Genomic DNA, 17,659 nt, shown 5'->3' with positions numbered 1-17,659 from the left:
TTCTTGTGTCGAGAAATAAGTAAACCGGAATCTGAAGATGTCTGAACCACGTTTCGTCCACCTGCGGGTGCATAGCGACTATTCCATGATCGATGGGCTGGCAAAAACCGGGCCGCTGGTGAAAAAGGCGGCCTCGCTTGGCATGCCTGCGCTGGCGATCACCGATTTTACTAACCTGTGCGGGCTGGTGAAGTTCTACGGAACGGGACATGGCGCCGGGCTGAAACCTATCGTCGGCGCGGATTTTCACGTCCAGAGCGAACTGATGGGCGATGAGTTCACTGAACTCACGGTGCTGGCGGCCAACAATGTGGGTTATCAAAACCTGACGCTGCTGATTTCGCGCGCCTATCAACGCGGCTACGGCGCGCTGGGTCCGTGGATTGACCGGGACTGGCTGGCCGAACACCATGAAGGGCTGGTCCTGCTTTCCGGCGCACGTAAGGGCGATGTTGGCGTCAGTCTGACGCGCGGCAATACGGCACTGGTCGATCAATGCCTCGCGTTCTACCAGCAACATTTCCCGGATTGCTACTATCTGGAGCTGATCCGCACCGGCCGCGCCGATGAAGAGACCTATTTACATGCCGCAGTGCAGCTGGCGGAGGAGCGCGGGCTGCCGGTAGTGGCGACCAACGACGTGCGCTTCCTTGAGACCGGCGACTTTGACGCGCATGAAATCCGCGTGGCGATCCATGACGGTTTCACCCTCGACGATCCGAAGCGCCCGCGTAACTATTCGCCGCAGCAGTATATGCGCAGCGAAGAAGAAATGTGCGAGCTGTTCTCTGATATTCCGGAGGCGCTGGAAAATAGCGTCGAAATTGCCAAACGCTGCAACGTCACCGTGCGCCTTGGCGAATACTTCCTGCCGCAGTTCCCGACCGGGGATATGACGACGGAAGATTTCCTGGTGGTTAAATCGAAAGAAGGGCTGGAAGAGCGTCTGGCTTTCCTGTTCCCTGATCCGCAAGAGCGCGCTAAACGCCGTCCTGAGTACGATGAACGTCTGGATATCGAGCTGCAGGTGATTAACCAGATGGGCTTCCCCGGCTACTTCCTGATCGTTATGGAGTTTATCCAGTGGTCCAAGGATAACGGCGTACCGGTCGGCCCAGGCCGCGGCTCCGGCGCCGGATCGCTGGTTGCGTATGCGCTGAAAATTACCGACCTCGATCCGCTGGAATTCGATCTGCTGTTCGAACGTTTCCTCAACCCTGAACGTGTATCGATGCCCGACTTTGACGTCGACTTCTGCATGGAGAAGCGCGATCAGGTTATCGAGCACGTCGCCGATATGTACGGTCGCGATGCGGTATCGCAGATCATCACCTTCGGTACGATGGCGGCGAAAGCGGTTATTCGCGACGTGGGTCGCGTGCTTGGTCATCCGTACGGGTTTGTAGACCGGATCTCAAAACTGGTGCCGCCCGACCCGGGGATGACGCTGGCGAAAGCGTTTGAGGCCGAGCCGCAGCTGCCGGAGATCTACGAAGCTGACGAAGAGGTTAAAGCGCTAATTGATATGGCGCGGAAACTGGAAGGCGTCACGCGTAACGCCGGTAAACATGCGGGGGGGGTGGTTATCGCTCCGACCAAAATTACCGATTTCGCCCCGCTATATTGCGATGAAGCCGGTCTGCACCCGGTCACCCAGTTTGACAAGAACGACGTCGAATACGCCGGGCTGGTGAAGTTTGACTTCCTTGGCCTGCGTACGCTGACCATCATCAACTGGGCGCTGGAGATGATCAACAAGCGGCGGGCGAAGCACGGCGAGCCGCCGCTGGATATCGCGGCGATTCCGCTGGACGATAAGAAAAGTTTCGATATGCTGCAACGCTCGGAAACCACGGCGGTGTTCCAGCTTGAATCGCGCGGCATGAAAGACCTGATTAAACGTCTTCAGCCCGACTGCTTCGAAGATATGATAGCCCTGGTGGCCCTGTTCCGTCCGGGGCCGCTGCAATCAGGGATGGTAGATAACTTTATCGACCGTAAACACGGCCGCGAAGAGATCTCTTACCCGGACGTGCAGTGGCAGCATGAGTGTCTGAAACCGGTGCTTGAGCCGACGTATGGCATTATCCTGTATCAGGAACAGGTCATGCAGATTGCCCAGGAGCTTTCCGGCTATACCCTCGGCGGCGCGGATATGCTGCGTCGCGCGATGGGTAAGAAGAAGCCGGAAGAGATGGCCAAGCAGCGCGGTACCTTCGAAGAAGGGGCGAAAAAGCGCGGCGTGGACGGCGAACTGGCGATGAAAATCTTCGACCTGGTGGAGAAGTTTGCCGGTTATGGATTTAACAAATCGCACTCGGCGGCCTATGCGCTGGTCTCCTACCAGACGCTGTGGCTGAAAGCGCACTATCCGGCCGAATTTATGGCGGCGGTAATGACCGCGGATATGGATAACACCGAGAAAGTGGTCGGGCTGGTCGATGAGTGCTGGCGAATGGGGCTGAAAATCCTGCCGCCGGATATTAACTCCGGTCTGTACCATTTCCACGTCAACGACGACGGTGAAATCGTCTACGGTATCGGCGCGATTAAAGGGGTCGGCGAAGGCCCAATTGAAGCTATTATTGAAGCACGTAACAACGGCGGTTATTTCCGCGAGTTGTTCGATCTTTGCGCCCGCACCGATACCAAAAAACTGAACCGTCGGGTGCTGGAAAAACTGATTATGTCCGGGGCATTTGACCGCCTCGGGCCGCACCGCGCGGCATTAATGAATTCGCTGGGCGATGCGCTGAAGGCCGCCGATCAGCATGCAAAAGCCGAGGCGATTGGCCAGGCGGATATGTTCGGGGTGCTGGCGGAAGAGCCGGAACAAATCGAGCAATCCTATGCCAACTGCCAGCCGTGGCCGGAGCAGGTGGTGCTGGATGGTGAACGGGAGACCCTGGGGCTGTACCTGACGGGTCATCCTATCAACCAGTATTTGAAAGAGATTGAGCGCTATGTTGGCGGCGTGAGACTCAAAGATATGCATCCGACCGATCGTGGTAAAGTCACCACGGCGGCGGGGCTCGTTATTGCTGCGCGGGTAATGGTCACCAAGCGCGGCAATCGTATCGGTATCTGTACGTTGGATGACCGTTCCGGGCGTCTGGAGGTGATGTTATTTACCGACGCGCTGGATAAATATCAGCAATTGCTGGAAAAAGACCGCATACTTATCGTCAGCGGACAGGTCAGCTTTGATGACTTCAGCGGGGGGCTTAAAATGACCGCCCGCGAAGTCATGGACATTGACGAAGCCCGGGAAAAATATGCTCGCGGGCTTGCTATCTCGCTGACGGACAGGCAAATTGATGACCAGCTTTTAAACCGACTCCGTCAGTCTCTGGAACCCCACCGTTCGGGAACCATTCCAGTACACCTCTATTATCAGAGGGCGGATGCGCGCGCTCGGTTGCGTTTTGGCGCAACATGGCGCGTCTCTCCGAGCGATCGTTTACTCAACGATCTGCGTGGCCTTATCGGCCCGGAGCAGGTGGAACTGGAGTTTGACTAATACAGGAATACTATGAGTCTGAATTTCCTTGATTTTGAACAGCCGATTGCAGAGCTGGAAGCGAAAATCGATTCCCTGACTGCGGTAAGCCGTCAGGATGAGAAACTCGATATTAACATCGACGAAGAAGTGCATCGTCTGCGCGAGAAAAGCGTTGAACTGACGCGTAAAATCTTCGCCGATCTGGGGGCATGGCAGGTTGCTCAACTGGCACGCCATCCACGTCGCCCGTACACCCTGGATTATGTTCGCCTGGCATTCGACGAATTTGACGAACTGGCCGGCGACCGCGCTTACGCTGACGATAAAGCCATTGTTGGCGGTATTGCGCGTCTGGACGGGCGTCCGGTGATGATTATCGGCCACCAGAAAGGACGCGAAACGAAAGAGAAGATTCGTCGCAACTTCGGTATGCCGGCGCCGGAAGGCTACCGTAAGGCGCTGCGCCTGATGGAGATGGCCGAGCGTTTCAAAATGCCGATCATCACCTTTATCGACACCCCAGGCGCCTATCCGGGCGTGGGCGCGGAAGAGCGCGGCCAGTCCGAGGCGATTGCCCGTAACCTGCGCGAAATGTCGCGTCTGAGCGTTCCGGTCATCTGTACCGTTATCGGGGAAGGCGGGTCCGGTGGCGCGCTGGCAATCGGCGTTGGCGATAAGGTCAACATGCTGCAGTACAGCACCTACTCGGTTATTTCGCCGGAAGGCTGCGCCTCCATTCTGTGGAAAAGCGCGGATAAAGCCCCGCTGGCGGCCGAAGCGATGGGGATCGTTGCCCCGCGTCTGAAAGAGCTGAAGCTTATCGACTCGATTATTGCGGAACCGCTGGGCGGCGCCCACCGTAACCCGGAAGCCATTGCGGCAAGCCTGAAGGCGCAGCTGCTGGCGGATCTGGCCGATCTCGACACGCTGAGTAAAGAAGAGCTGTTAAATCGTCGCTACCAGCGTCTGATGAGCTACGGCTACGCCTGATTATTTCTCGCGTCAATATTGCCAGGGGCCGGATTTTCCGGCCCCTTTTTTATGTGCGATACGTCAGCGCGATTGCTATGATGCCTGACTCAGGTCAATTCCAGGAGGAAAGCGTGAATATCATCGCCATTATGGGGCCCCACGGCGTCTACCACAAAGACGAACCGATCAAAGAGCTGGAGGCGGCCCTGCAACGGCAAGGCTTTCAGACTATCTGGCCGCAAAACAGCGCCGACCTGCTGCAGTTTATCGAACATAATCCGCGGATCTGCGGGGTCATCTTTGACTGGGATGAGTACAACGCCGATCTGTGCAGCGATATCAATCAGCTGAATGAGTATCTCCCGCTATACGCCTTTATCAACGCGCATTCGACGATGGATGTCAGCAGCCAGGATCTGCGTATGACGCTGTGGTTCTTTGAATACGCGCTTGGTCTGGCAGAAGAGATAGCTACCCGAATCGCCCAGTACACGCGCGAATACCTGGATAACATCACGCCGCCGTTTACCAAAGCCCTGTTCAACTATGTGCAGGAGGGAAAATATACCTTCTGTACGCCTGGGCATATGGGGGGAAGCGCGTACCAGAAAAGCCCGGTTGGCTGCCTGTTTTATGATTTCTTCGGCGGTAATACGCTGAAAGCCGACGTGTCGATTTCGGTCACCGAGCTGGGGTCGCTCCTCGACCACAGCGGGCCGCACCTGGAGGCTGAAGAGTATATCGCCCGCGCTTTTGGCGCCGAGCAGAGCTATATGGTGACCAACGGGACCTCGACGTCGAACAAGATTGTCGGCATGTATTCGGCGCCAGCGGGCAGCACGCTGCTGATTGACCGTAACTGCCATAAGTCACTGGCGCACCTGCTGATGATGAGCGATGTTGTTCCGCTGTGGCTGAAACCGACGCGTAACGCGCTGGGCATTCTGGGCGGCATACCGAAACGGGAATTCACTCGCGACAGCATTCAGCAGAAGGTCAATACCGCGAGCGGCGCCGGGTGGCCGGTACATGCGGTGATCACCAACTCCACCTATGACGGACTGTTGTATAACACCACCTGGATCAAAGAGACGCTCGATGTGCCCTCGATCCATTTTGATTCCGCCTGGGTGCCTTACACCCATTTCCACCCGATCTATCAGGGGAAAAGCGGGATGAGCGGCGATCGCATTCCGGGCAAGGTGGTCTTCGAAACGCAATCAACGCACAAAATGCTGGCGGCGTTGTCGCAGGCCTCGCTTATCCATATTAAAGGTAGCTACGACGAAGAGACCTTTAATGAAGCTTTTATGATGCACACCTCGACGTCGCCAAGCTATCCGATCGTTGCTTCGATAGAAACCGCGGCGGCGATGCTGCGCGGCAATTCGGGCAAGCGGTTGATCCAGCGCTCCATTGAGCGAGCGCTGGATTTCCGCAAAGAGGTCCAGCGTCTGCGCGAAGAGTCTGACGGCTGGTTCTTTGATATCTGGCAGCCGGAGGATATTGAGCAGGTGCAGTGCTGGCCGGTGGCAAGCGGTGAGAACTGGCACGGTTTTAAAGACGCTGACGATAACCATATGTTCCTCGATCCGGTGAAGGTGACTATCCTGACGCCGGGAATGGATGAACAGGGCAATATGGATGACGAGGGGATCCCGGCGGCGCTGGTGGCGAAATTCCTTGATGAGCGCGGCGTGGTGGTGGAGAAAACCGGGCCCTACAACCTGCTGTTTCTGTTCAGTATTGGTATCGATAAAACCCGGGCGATGGGGTTGTTGCGTGGCTTAACCGAATTTAAGCGCGCCTACGATCTCAACCTGCGGGTGAAGAACATGCTGCCGGATCTCTACGCGGAAGATCCCGATTTTTATCGCAATATGCGTATTCAGGATCTGGCGCAGGGGATCCATCGCCTGATCCGCCAGCACCAGCTGTCACAGCTGATGCTGAGTGCGTTTGATGTGCTGCCGGAAATGAAAATGACGCCACATCAGGCCTGGCAGCGGCAAATCAAAGGTGAAGTCGAAACCATTGAGCTGGAAAATCTGGTCGGGCGCATTTCGGCTAACATGATTCTGCCGTACCCGCCGGGCGTGCCGCTGCTGATGCCCGGTGAGATGATTACCGAAGAGAGCCGGGCGGTGCTCGATTTCCTGCTGATGCTTTGCTCGATTGGCCGCCATTATCCGGGCTTCGAAACGGATATTCACGGGGCGAAGCGCGATGACGACGGCGTCTACCGGGTACGAGTCTTAAAAAATGACCCACTGCTTGCGCCGCGTTAAGCGGCGCGAGTCACCTGGATGGTATTAACTGGAGGAGTAGATATGCTGGGTTTAAAACGGGTTCACCATATTGCTATCATCGCGACCAACTATGCGCAGAGCAAGGCCTTTTACTGCGATATCCTGGGCTTTACGTTGCAGAGCGAGTTCTATCGTGAAGAGCGCGACTCATGGAAGGGCGATCTGGCGTTGAACGGCGAGTATGTCATTGAACTGTTCTCTTTCCCGTTCCCGCCTGCTCGTCCGAGCCGCCCGGAAGCCTGTGGGCTGCGTCATCTGGCCTTTAGCGTGGATGATATTGACGCGGCGGTGGCCCATCTGCAAGCGCATGGGGTGGCCTGTGAGGGGATTCGTATCGATCCTTTTACCGGCAAACACTTCACCTTTTTTAACGATCCCGACGGCCTGCCGCTGGAGATTTATCAGCAGTAACCCTTGCCAGAGCGCGCCCGGCCCGGTAACGTGCCGGGCTATCTCCCCAGCGACACTATCAAGATGATGACGCCCGATATTGCGCAAACCCTACACCCCTGTCGTCAGTTTTTGATCGCCTTCAGCGGCGGTCTGGATTCGACGGTGCTTTTACATCAGCTGGTCTGCTGGCGTGAACGAGACCCGACGCTACAGCTGCGGGCCATCCATATCCACCATGGCCTGAGCGCGAATGCCGATAGCTGGGTTGCGCACTGCCAGCAGGTTTGTCAGCACTGGCAGGTGCCGCTGGTGGTCGAGCGCGTTACCCTGGCGGATGACGGACTGGGCGTGGAGGCGCATGCGCGTCAGGCGCGTTATCAGGCTTTCCGGATGGCGCTGCAACCGGGAGAAGCCCTGGTGACGGCTCAGCATCTCGACGATCAGTGTGAAACCTTCCTGCTGGCGCTCAAACGCGGCAGCGGCCCAACCGGGCTGGCGGCGATGGCGACATCCTCCGAATTTGCCGCTACGCGGCTGCTGCGTCCTCTGCTGAGTACCCGCCGTGAAACGCTGCTCCAGTGGGCGCTGGCCCATCAGCTCAGCTGGATTGAGGACGAGAGCAATCAGGATGATACCTACGATCGTAACTTCCTCCGTCTGCGCGTCGTTCCGCAGCTTAACGCGCGCTGGCCCCACTTTACCGAGGCGGTCGCCCGTAGCGCCAGCCTGTGCGGCGAGCAGGAGCAGTTGCTGGATGAACTGCTGGCGGAAGATTTGGCAAAACTGGTGGCGAATGACGGTTCGTTAGCTATCGACGCGCTGGCATCCATGAGCGCGCCGCGCCGTGCCGCGCTGCTGCGGCGCTGGCTGGCCGGGCACTCTGCGCCGATGCCCTCGCGCGAGGTGCCGGAGCGAATCTGGCGTGAAGTCGCGCTGGCGCGGGAGGATGCCTTTCCCTGCTTGCGTCTTGGCGATTTTTCCGTGCGTCGTTATCAGCAGCGGCTGTGGTGGGTCAGATATCAACCCGGTCAGACGGATGCGGTGCTAGCGTGGCCGGATTACCGCCAGCCGCTGCGGTTGCCGGCAGGCCTTGGCGAGCTGACGCTGCGGCCAGGCGGACCGTTACGCGCCCCGCGTGGTGAAGAGCCGGTGACGGTGCGCTTTCGCGCCAGCGGAAATCTGCATATTGTCGGCCGTCACTGCGGCCGCAAGCTGAAGAAAATCTGGCAGGAGCTGGGGGTTGCCCCCTGGCGCCGCGATACGACTCCGCTGCTGTTTTACGGCGAGACGCTGATTGCGGCGGCGGATTCGCTGTTCGTCACCTGCGAAGGGGCCGCGCGGGAAGGCGAGGGGACAGAGATGATATGGAGGAAAACGGGCGGCTGAGCCACCCGTTTTTATTCAGGACTCACTGACCACCACGGTACCGATTTCCGGGTGGCTGAAGCTGGCGATTTTATCCAGGCGTAGCTCGCGAATGTTTCCGCTCAGGTCCACCACCAGATACTCGATATTTTTGCGCGAGATAAGATCGTTTGCCTTCGCTTGCAGCTGCTCACCATCTTTGAGCGTCAGGACAAGCACCAGGTGATGCTGGCAGGCAAGTTCGAGGTTGTCATAATCATCACAATTGATGGGTTGATAAGTATCATTCATTGACATAATCGCTCACCAGTAAGTTTGCTGCCGCACAGGCGGCCTTTTCCCTGACTGACTCCGAAAGGGCCTCATCCGCCGCAATTTCATTCAATACTTTCAACACGCAACCCAGCGCGTCTGAAATATACCCTAGGTCTCCGCTGGCTATTTCCGCATACCGTTTGCGTATTAACTCACAATATTGGTCCACATGCCCTCCTGTCAGTATTCTGACTCAACCGTGGGATGTAAGTTTAAGCCTACGAAGATACACTCTGTTTAGCAAGGTGACTATACCATAGTCATTTAAGCAATATCAGCAGGATGAAAAGAGAGCCGCCGATTGTCGGCAGCCTTTTGTCGTGAGTTTCGTTACAATGTACGCCATTTATTTCAGGAGTGTATTCATGGCGCTGAAAGCGACAATTTATAAGGCTACGGTGAACGTCGCCGATCTCGATCGCAACCAGTTTCTGGATGCCAGCCTGACGCTGGCTCAACATCCGTCGGAAACCCAGGAGCGTATGATGCTTCGCCTGCTGGCGTGGATCAAATACGCCGACGATCGTCTGCAGTTTACCCGCGGTCTGTCGTCAGATGATGAGGCGGAGCTGTGGCTGCTCAACGATCATCTCGGCGTTGACCTGTGGATCGAGCTGGGTTTGCCGGATGAGCGGCGGATTAAAAAAGCGTGTTCGCGGGCCCAGGAGGTGGTGCTGTTTGCCTACAACAGCCGGGCGGCGGAAATCTGGTGGCAGCAGAACAAGAGCAAAATGGCGCAGTTTAGCAAGCTGACGGTGTGGTATCTGGATGATGAGCAGCTCGCCCGGCTCAGCGCTTTTGCCGATCGTTCAATGGTGCTGCAGGCGACGTTACAGGACGGCGGCATCTGGCTATCCGACGCTAAGAATAATCTGGAAATTCATTTAACGGCGTGGCAGCCGTCGGCATGATTACAATTAGCCGCAGCGTGGTGATTGCGGATGAAGAGATAACCCTGTCCGGGATACGCGCGCAGGGTGCGGGCGGTCAGCACGTGAATAAAGCGTCTACCGCCATCCATCTGCGCTTTGACATAAAAGCATCCAGCCTGCCTGACTCTTATAAAGAACGCTTACTGGCCGCCAGTCACCACTTAATTTCTGCCGATGGTGTGGTTATCATTAAGGCTCAGGAATATCGCAGCCAGGAAATGAATCGCGAAGCGGCCATTTCTCGTCTGGTTGCGTTAATACAAGAATTAACCGCAGTGCAAAAAAGTCGCCGTGAGACCCGGCCGACCCGGGCGTCAAAAGAGCGTCGTCTTGCCTCGAAGGCGCAAAAGTCCTCAGTCAAAGCACTGCGTGGGAAAGTTCGTCAGTAAGCGGCATGGCGAACGGGTGGAATGGATTATAAGGAATTCACAGTGAAGAAAATCGTACTCTCCGTTGCGCTAGCGTGTTCGTTCTTTGCGCTATTTGGCTGCAATCATCGTTCGGATGTCGAGATGCTGCAGCCAGCGCCGATGGCAGAACTGAAGCCGATGCAGCAAAGCTGGCGCGGTATTTTGCCCTGCGCCGATTGTGAAGGGATTGAAACCTCGTTGTTCCTCGAAAAAGATGGCAGCTGGGTAATGAACGAACGCTATCAGGGGGTCAGTCATGAGCCGTCATCGTTCGCCTCTTACGGGACCTGGGCGCGGACCGCAGATAAGCTGGTACTGACCGACAGCAAAGGTGATAAGTCCTACTATCGCGCGAAGGGGGAAACCCTCGAGATGCTCGATCGGCAAGGCAACCCCATTGAGTCGACGCTCAACTACACCCTGAAATCGGTCCAGGCCAGCCTGCCGACCACGCCGATGACGATGCGCGGGATGTATTTCTATATGGCGGACGCGGCCACCTTCACCGACTGCGCGACCGGTAAGCGGATCGCGGTGGCTAACAATGCCCAGCTTGAGCGCGATTATGCCGCCGCTCGCGGGACGCAAACGCGCCCGGTACTGCTGGTGGTGGAAGGGCACTTTACGCTGGAAGCCAATCCCGATAGCGGGGAGATGGTGAAAACGCTGATGGCGGATAAAGATATTAAATTCGTGCCGGGCAAAGACTGTAACCAGTAAGTCGTTTTCTCGCGAACGCGGCAAACAGCGTTGAAATAAAAAAAGGCCCCGCTGAAGCGGGGCCTTTTACGTTTAGCGGTGGGGTCAGCCTTTGATAGCTTTAACCAGGTAATTCACAATATCGCCGGTTTTGATCAGCTGCTTCTCGCCGTTGCGACGATATTTGTATTCAATATCGTCATTGTCGAGGTTGCGATCGCCGAGCACGATGGTATGCGGAATACCAATCAGCTCCATATCGGCAAACATCACGCCCGGACGCTCTTTACGATCGTCCATCAGCACTTCGATGCCCTGTGCGCGCAGTTCGCTATACAGCTTCTCTGCCAGTTCCTGCACGCGGTAGGATTTGTGCATGTTCATCGGCAGGATGGCGACCTGGAACGGCGCAATCGCGTCTGGCCAGATAATACCGCGATCGTCATGGTTCTGCTCAATGGCGGCAGCCACCACGCGGGTTACCCCGATACCGTAGCAGCCCATCGTCAGCACCTGGTTACGACCGTCTTCACCCTGCACCGAGGCGTTCATCGCCTGGGAGTACTTGGTCCCCAACTGGAAGATGTGACCCACTTCGATGCCACGCTTAATCAGCAGCGTGCCCTGACCATCCGGGCTCGGATCGCCGGCGACAACATTACGGATATCAGCGACTTCCGGGGTCGCCACATCGCGATCCCAGTTAATACCGAAGTAGTGTTTGCCATCGATATTGGCGCCGGCAGCGAAATCGCTCATGGCCGCCACGGTACGGTCGATAACCAGCGGAACCGTCATGTTGACCGGACCGAGAGAGCCAGGGCCCGCTTTGATGATAGCGCGGATCTCTTCTTCGGTGGCGAAAGTCAGCGGGCTGGCAACCTGCGCCAGTTTTTCTGCCTTCACTTCGTTCAGCTCATGGTCGCCGCGCACCAGCAGGGCAACCAGCGGATAGCTGCTGCCTTCAACGGCTTTGACCAGCAGCGTTTTGACGGTTTTCTCAACCGGCAGGTTGAACTGCTCAACCAGCTCGGCGATGGTTTTCGCATTCGGCGTATCGACCAGGTTCATCTCCTGAGTGGCCGCTGCGCGCGGCGCTTTCGGCGCGATCGCTTCTGCAAACTCAATATTGGCCGCAAAGTCGGAGCTGTCAGAGAAGATCACGTCATCTTCGCCGCTCTGCGCCAGAACCTGGAACTCATGAGAAGCACTACCGCCGATTGAACCGGTATCAGCCTGTACCGCGCGGAAATCGAGACCCATACGGGTGAAGATTTTGCTGTAGGCGGCATACATCGCATCGTAGGTCTCTTGCAGCGATTCCTGAGAGGTGTGGAAAGAGTAGGCATCTTTCATCAGGAACTCGCGGGAGCGCATCACGCCAAAGCGCGGGCGAACTTCGTCACGGAACTTGGTCTGAATCTGGAAGAAGTTCAGCGGCAGCTGCTTATAAGAGTTCAGTTCGTTACGGATCAGGTCGGTAATGACCTCTTCATGCGTCGGGCCGAGCACAAACGGACGATCGCCACGGTCAACGAAACGCAGCAGTTCCGGACCATACTGTTCCCAGCGACCGCTCTCCTGCCACAGGTCCGCTGGCTGAACTACCGGCATGGACACCTCGATGGCACCGGCGTTGTTCATCTCTTCACGCACGATGTTTTCGACTTTTTTCAGGACGCGCAGACCGGTCGGCAGCCAGGTATACAACCCGGAGGCCAGCTTGCGGATCATCCCGGCGCGCAGCATCAACTGATGGCTGATGACTTCGGCGTCGGCAGGTGTCTCCTTTTGAGTGGAGAGCAGGTATTGGCTAGTACGCATGTTGTTACGGTTCCATTTGGACGATCGGAACAGGCTGGGGGACCAGCCTGAAACAAAAAAGTGGTTTAGTTTACCAGTGTGGCAAAGATGCCAAAAGAGAGGAAAATAAAATTAGCGCGCTTCAAGGGAAAAGACTTCAAAACCGGACGGAATCACCCGCCAGCGGACGTTAAAATCGAGCAGCCAGACGGCATAGGTTTTTCCCGCTTCTTCCTCTTTACGATAGGCCGGCCGCGGATCCTGGGCCAGCACCTCGCAGATGAACGCTTTAAGGTGCGGATAGCGCTTTTCCAGGGCGAAGAGCTGCGCCTGCGTTTCAGGGGTAAAGCTGACCGCCATCTCCGCCTGCGGCGCCTGCTGGGCGTAGCTGGCGCTGGCATCCGGTAGCGCTTCGGCAAACGGCAGATAGGGTTTGATATCGACGACCGGTGTACCGTCAACCAGATCCAGACTGCCAAGCTCCAGGATGACCCGATCTTTATGGCAGCGGATGCCTTTTAGTTCAACCAGTGACATCCCAATGGGATTCGGGCGAAACGTCGAACGCGTGGCGAACACGCCCATGCGCGCATTGCCGCCGAGGCGAGGTGGGCGCACGGTGGGTCGCCAGCCGCCTTCCATCGTCTGATGGAAAACAAACAGCACCCACAGATGACTGAATGCTTCCAGGCCGCGTACGGCATCAGCCTGGTTATAAGGGGGCAGCAGATGCAATTCGCCGCCGCCATGTTTGACCAGGCCTGGCTGGCGCGGGACGGCAAATTTTTCTTTATATGGCGAGCGAATAACGCCTATCTGCGTAAACTGAAAAGCACTCATTGCGCCGAGACATCAAGCGCTGACCCCAGGCAAACGGCCTGGCGATAGCAACCTGGCGTGCCGCTGGTGACTTCACAGCGGTGCAGAAGGACCGCGTTGGCTTTCATTCTCGCGGCGTTGATTTGCAGACGCTTGCGTGCGGTTGGGATATTGGGCGGTGAGTCCTGATTGCTGGCCTGGCATGATTCGCCGGTTACCTCACCGAGATCGCGAAATGGCTTCCCGACCAGTGCGGAAGCATCGGTATAAATTCTTACTGGCGCCGGGCGGACGGTTTTCGGTTTGGCTGGTTCCGTTTTAGCCGGTGCGGTTACGGTACTTTGTACAGGCTCGACGGGAGATCTGCTTAGCATGGAACAGCCGCTTAACATGAGTGCTAATAAACAGACCGGTAAAGCACGCATAGTATTTCCTCAATAAAAGATCAAACAGGGCGCTATTGAATCAGGCGCTTGCATAAATGACAAGACGGGCATAAAGCCCGTCCTGAATGATATTACGGTGAACAGAGATTACCAGCCTTTCACTGCACCGCCGTTAAAGATTTTGTTAGCGGCTTCATAAACTTCATCGCTCTGGTAAGCCTGAACAAATTTCTTAACATTTTCCGCATCTTTGTTGTCTTCACGAGCAACAATCAGGTTTACGTACGGGGAGTCTTTATCTTCTACGAAAATACCGTCTTTGGCTGGGGTCAGGCCGATCTGGCTGGCGTAGGTGGTGTTGATGACTGCCAGCGCAATCTGTGCATCGTCGAGGGAACGCGGCAACTGCGGTGCTTCCAGCTCAACAATCTTCAGGTTTTTCGGGTTTTCAATGATATCCAGGGCGGTCGGCAGCAGACCTACGCCTTCTTTCAGTTTGATAAGGCCCACCTGTTGCAGCAGCAGCAGGGAACGACCGAGGTTGGTCGGATCGTTAGGAATGGCAATCTGGGAGCCCGGCTGCAGCTCATCCAGTGACTTGATTTTTTTGGAATAACCGGCAATCGGATAGACAAAAGAGTTGCCCACGGCAACCAGTTTGTAGCCACGGTCTTTAATTTGCTGATCGAGGTACGGTTTGTGCTGGAAGGCGTTCACGTCGATATCGCCTTTGCTCAATGCTTCGTTCGGCAGAACGTAATCGTTAAAGGTCACCAGCTCAACATCGAGACCGTATTTCTCTTTCGCCACTTTTTGTGCCACTTCAGCAACCTGCTGCTCGGCACCTACGATGACGCCGACTTTAATGTGGTTCGGATCTTTTTCATCCTGACCACAACCCACCAGAGCCAGAGAACCGATTAATGCGCCAACTGCCGCAAAGGTTTTGAAATTAAAGGCCATGTTATTTCCTTCTGTAAGAGTCTGTGTATACACGAGTCATTGGGCCGCGCGAAGACGGCCCAATGAGGTGGTGTAGATAATGTTATTTGTGAGTCACAGCCCGGACGATGCGATCGCCAGAGAATTGGATTAAATAAACCAGAATAACCAGTAATACCAGCACGGTATTCATTACCGTAGCGTTGTAGCCGATATAGCCGTACTGATAGCCAATCTGCCCCAGACCGCCGGCGCCCACCGCCCCGCCCATCGCGGAATAGCCGACCAGCGTGATGAGGGTGATGGTTGCGGCGTTGACCAGACCCGGCAGCGCTTCAGGCAACAGCACTTTACGCACGATCTGTATCGGCGTGGCGCCCATCGCGCGGGATGCCTCGATAAGCCCGGTTGGAATTTCCAGCAGCGCATTTTCCACCATACGGGCGATAAACGGCGCCGCGCCAACCGTCAGCGGCACAATGGCGGCCTGCAGCCCAATGGACGTACCGACAATCACGCGGGTGAAAGGAATCATCCACACCAGCAGGATAATGAAAGGAATGGAACGGAAAATGTTAACCAGCGCGGACAGCGTCCGGTACAGTTTTGCGTTGGCGACAATCTGTCCTGGGCGGGTGACGTACAGCAGCACACCTACCGGCAGGCCGATAACGAAACCGAAAAAGCCGGAGACGAACGTCATGGCCAGCGTTTCCCACACGCCGCGCAACAGCAGCCAAATCATTGCCTCAGACATATCCCAGTACCTCTACTTTTACATGGTGTTCCTGCAACCAGGCGATAGCCGCCTGGGTATCTTCCTGCGTGCCGTGCATCTCAGTCAGCATAATGCCGAACTTCACGCCGCCGGCGTAATCCATCTGCGCGCTAATAATGTTGTTATTTACATTAAAGCGACGGGCGGTTTCAGAGAGCAGCGGAGCGTCGACAGAATGGCCGGTGAACTCCATGCGCAGCATAGGAACGCTATCGGGCAGCGCGGTCGGCTTCAGGCGTGCCTGGTAGTCGTCCGGAATATCCAGATGCAGCGTGGATTGAATAAATTGCTGGGCCAGCGGGGTTTTCGGGTGAGAGAAGACCTCACTCACCGTATCCTGCTCGATCAACTGGCCATTGCTGATAACCGCGACGCAATCGCAGATGCGTTTGACGACATCCATCTCGTGCGTAATCAGCAGAATAGTCAGGCCCAGGCGACGGTTGATATCTTTCAGCAACTCCAGAATGGAGCGCGTGGTTGCCGGGTCCAGGGCGCTGGTGGCTTCGTCACACAGCAGCACCTTCGGGTTGCTTGCCAGCGCGCGAGCAATCGCCACACGCTGTTTCTGGCCGCCGGAAAGGTTCGCCGGGTAGCTGTCATGTTTATCGGCAAGACCGACCAGCTCCAGCAGTTCAGTGACGCGGCGTTTAATCTCCGCCTGCGGGGTATTGTCCAGTTCCAGCGGAAGCGCCACATTGCCGAAGACGGTGCGCGAGGCCAGCAGGTTAAAGTGCTGGAAAATCATGCCAATCTGGCGACGCGCGCGGGTCAGCTCTTTTTCAGACAGCGCTGTCAGCTCCTGGCCGCCAACCTGGACACTGCCTTCGGTCGGACGTTCAAGCAGGTTGACGCAGCGAATCAACGTACTTTTACCGGCGCCGGATGCGCCGATCACGCCATAAATTTGCCCGGCAGGGACATGCAGGCTGACATTATTCAGCGCCTGTATAGTGCGATTCCCCTGCTGGAACACTTTGGTGATATTCGAAAGTTTAATCATCAGTTATTTATTATCGTTTAGCCGTTTGTCGTGGCATTTTCTTCTGCCGTGTCCAGGCGATGCCTGTCAATGAAATGGATGTTAAGGCATCCAGACGTCTAAATCAATCTGCCTCTGTATAATGAGCACTTTCTTGCCTCCAGAAACATGCGATACTAATCAGACTAGCCTTTATCAGGAGTAAACCGGTGGCAAAGTCAGTACCCGCAATTTTTCTCGACCGTGACGGCACGATTAATGTCGATCATGGCTATGTCCACGAAATCGACAACTTTGAATTTATCGATGGCGTCATTGACGCGATGCGTCAGTTAAAGGAGATGGGATTCGCCCTGGTGGTGGTCACCAATCAGTCCGGCATTGCGCGCGGTAAATTCACGGAAGCGCAGTTTGAAACGCTGACCGAATGGATGGACTGGTCTCTGGCCGATCGCGGTATCGACCTGGACGGCATCTATTACTGTCCGCACCACCCGCAGGGGACGGTTGAAGAGTTTCGTCAGACCTGTGATTGCCGCAAGCCGCAACCGGGGATGCTGATCTCGGCGCGCGACTATCTGCATATAGATATGGCCGCTTCTTATATGGTTGGCGATAAAGTGGAAGATATGCAGGCCGCTACCGCTGCATCTATTGGGACTAAAGTCCTGGTTCGTACCGGTAAGCCGGTCACGCCGGAAGCGGAAAAGGCCGCCGACTGGGTGCTGAATAGCCTGGCAGACCTGCCGGAAGCCATCAAAAAGCAGCAAAAATAGGCGTTAAGTACAAAAGATGAGCGGTTGAAATAAAAATGCATTTTTCCGCTTGTCATTCCCGTTCGGCTCCCTATAATGCGCTCCCACTGACACGGCACATGTGAACGAGTTCACAGAGTAAGCCGGGTCGGCAGAGAAAAAATTCTGAAATTCAGGGTTGACTCTGAAAGAGGAAAGCGTAATATACGCCACCTCGCGACAGAGCGCTAAAGCGCATCGCAACTGCTCTTTAACAATTTATCAGACAATCTGTGTGGGCACTCAAAGTGACATGGA

The 17,659-nt window shown here is 55.9% G+C and carries 17 protein-coding genes; 9 read left to right on the top strand and 8 right to left on the bottom strand.

Annotation, left to right across the window (positions count from 1 at the left end; genetic code table 11):
- Nucleotides 1-37: 37 nt before the first annotated feature.
- From dnaE to tilS, 5 genes are all read left to right on the top strand, one after another.
- Entirely contained in the window at nt 38-3,520 is a 3,483-nt protein-coding gene (dnaE, locus tag CWM52_RS01580; protein WP_100682488.1) for a DNA polymerase III subunit alpha, read from the top strand.
- Between the two features lie 12 nt (nt 3,521-3,532).
- Entirely contained in the window at nt 3,533-4,492 is a 960-nt protein-coding gene (gene accA, locus CWM52_RS01575) for an acetyl-CoA carboxylase carboxyl transferase subunit alpha (RefSeq protein WP_100682487.1), read from the top strand.
- A gap of 113 nt (nt 4,493-4,605) precedes the next feature.
- A complete protein-coding gene (locus CWM52_RS01570; protein WP_100682486.1) occupies nt 4,606-6,762 on the top strand; it encodes a lysine decarboxylase LdcC in 2,157 nt (718 codons plus the stop codon).
- A 42-nt stretch (nt 6,763-6,804) separates the two neighbouring features.
- Nucleotides 6,805-7,194, top strand: a complete 390-nt coding sequence (locus tag CWM52_RS01565; RefSeq protein WP_100682485.1) for a VOC family protein — start codon at nt 6,805-6,807, stop codon at nt 7,192-7,194.
- A 66-nt stretch (nt 7,195-7,260) separates the two neighbouring features.
- Nucleotides 7,261-8,562, top strand: a complete 1,302-nt coding sequence (gene tilS / locus CWM52_RS01560) for a tRNA lysidine(34) synthetase TilS (protein ID WP_100682655.1) — start codon at nt 7,261-7,263, stop codon at nt 8,560-8,562.
- Between the two features lie 15 nt (nt 8,563-8,577).
- Here the strand turns inward: tilS and rof are convergent, their stop codons facing one another.
- On the bottom strand, nt 8,578-8,838 hold the full coding sequence (gene rof, locus CWM52_RS01555; protein ID WP_100682484.1) for a Rho-binding antiterminator: 261 nt from the start codon (nt 8,836-8,838) through the stop codon (nt 8,578-8,580).
- Nucleotides 8,825-9,025: a YaeP family protein gene (locus CWM52_RS01550; protein WP_100682483.1), complete on the bottom strand. Its 201-nt coding sequence runs from the start codon at nt 9,023-9,025 to the stop codon at nt 8,825-8,827. The genes rof and CWM52_RS01550 overlap by 14 nt, the downstream gene beginning before the upstream one ends.
- 196 nt (nt 9,026-9,221) lie before the next feature.
- Here CWM52_RS01550 and CWM52_RS01545 point away from each other — a divergent pair, with 196 nt between their 5' ends.
- The 3 genes from CWM52_RS01545 to nlpE are packed head-to-tail and all read left to right on the top strand — an operon-like array spanning nt 9,222 to nt 10,918.
- The gene (locus CWM52_RS01545; protein WP_100682482.1) at nt 9,222-9,767 is read left to right on the top strand and encodes a YaeQ family protein; all 546 of its coding nucleotides are present in this window, start codon (nt 9,222-9,224) and stop codon (nt 9,765-9,767) included.
- Nucleotides 9,764-10,177, top strand: a complete 414-nt coding sequence (arfB, locus tag CWM52_RS01540; protein WP_100682481.1) for an alternative ribosome rescue aminoacyl-tRNA hydrolase ArfB — start codon at nt 9,764-9,766, stop codon at nt 10,175-10,177. Before CWM52_RS01545 ends, arfB begins: the two co-directional genes overlap by 4 nt.
- Nucleotides 10,178-10,219: 42 nt before the next feature.
- The gene (nlpE, locus tag CWM52_RS01535) at nt 10,220-10,918 is read left to right on the top strand and encodes an envelope stress response activation lipoprotein NlpE (protein ID WP_100682480.1); all 699 of its coding nucleotides are present in this window, start codon (nt 10,220-10,222) and stop codon (nt 10,916-10,918) included.
- A gap of 84 nt (nt 10,919-11,002) precedes the next feature.
- Here the strand turns inward: nlpE and proS are convergent, their stop codons facing one another.
- From proS to metN, 6 genes are all read right to left on the bottom strand, one after another.
- Entirely contained in the window at nt 11,003-12,721 is a 1,719-nt protein-coding gene (gene proS, locus CWM52_RS01530) for a proline--tRNA ligase (protein ID WP_100682479.1), read from the bottom strand.
- 111 nt (nt 12,722-12,832) lie between these two features.
- A complete protein-coding gene (gene tsaA, locus CWM52_RS01525) occupies nt 12,833-13,540 on the bottom strand; it encodes a tRNA (N6-threonylcarbamoyladenosine(37)-N6)-methyltransferase TrmO (protein WP_100682478.1) in 708 nt (235 codons plus the stop codon).
- On the bottom strand, nt 13,537-13,944 hold the full coding sequence (gene rcsF / locus CWM52_RS01520; protein WP_100682477.1) for an Rcs stress response system protein RcsF: 408 nt from the start codon (nt 13,942-13,944) through the stop codon (nt 13,537-13,539). The genes tsaA and rcsF overlap by 4 nt, the downstream gene beginning before the upstream one ends.
- A gap of 108 nt (nt 13,945-14,052) precedes the next feature.
- The gene (gene metQ, locus CWM52_RS01515; RefSeq protein WP_100682476.1) at nt 14,053-14,868 is read right to left on the bottom strand and encodes a methionine ABC transporter substrate-binding lipoprotein MetQ; all 816 of its coding nucleotides are present in this window, start codon (nt 14,866-14,868) and stop codon (nt 14,053-14,055) included.
- An 82-nt stretch (nt 14,869-14,950) separates the two neighbouring features.
- On the bottom strand, nt 14,951-15,604 hold the full coding sequence (locus CWM52_RS01510; protein ID WP_100682475.1) for a methionine ABC transporter permease MetI: 654 nt from the start codon (nt 15,602-15,604) through the stop codon (nt 14,951-14,953).
- Nucleotides 15,597-16,628, bottom strand: a complete 1,032-nt coding sequence (gene metN, locus CWM52_RS01505) for a methionine ABC transporter ATP-binding protein MetN (RefSeq protein ID WP_100682474.1) — start codon at nt 16,626-16,628, stop codon at nt 15,597-15,599. The genes CWM52_RS01510 and metN overlap by 8 nt, the downstream gene beginning before the upstream one ends.
- Before the next feature lie 188 nt (nt 16,629-16,816).
- Between metN and gmhB the strand changes: the two genes are divergently transcribed.
- Nucleotides 16,817-17,383 (top strand): D-glycero-beta-D-manno-heptose 1,7-bisphosphate 7-phosphatase, encoded by a 567-nt coding sequence (gmhB, locus tag CWM52_RS01500; RefSeq protein WP_100682473.1) that lies wholly within the window; start codon nt 16,817-16,819, stop codon nt 17,381-17,383.
- The last annotated feature ends 276 nt before the right edge of the window (nt 17,384-17,659 follow it).

The sequence above is a fragment of the Raoultella sp. T31 genome, from assembly GCF_002806725.1.
Lineage (GTDB): Bacteria > Pseudomonadota > Gammaproteobacteria > Enterobacterales > Enterobacteriaceae > Klebsiella > Klebsiella electrica.
The sequence above is the reverse complement of the archived record's forward strand: the minus strand, read 5'-3'. Positions and strand labels throughout refer to the sequence as shown.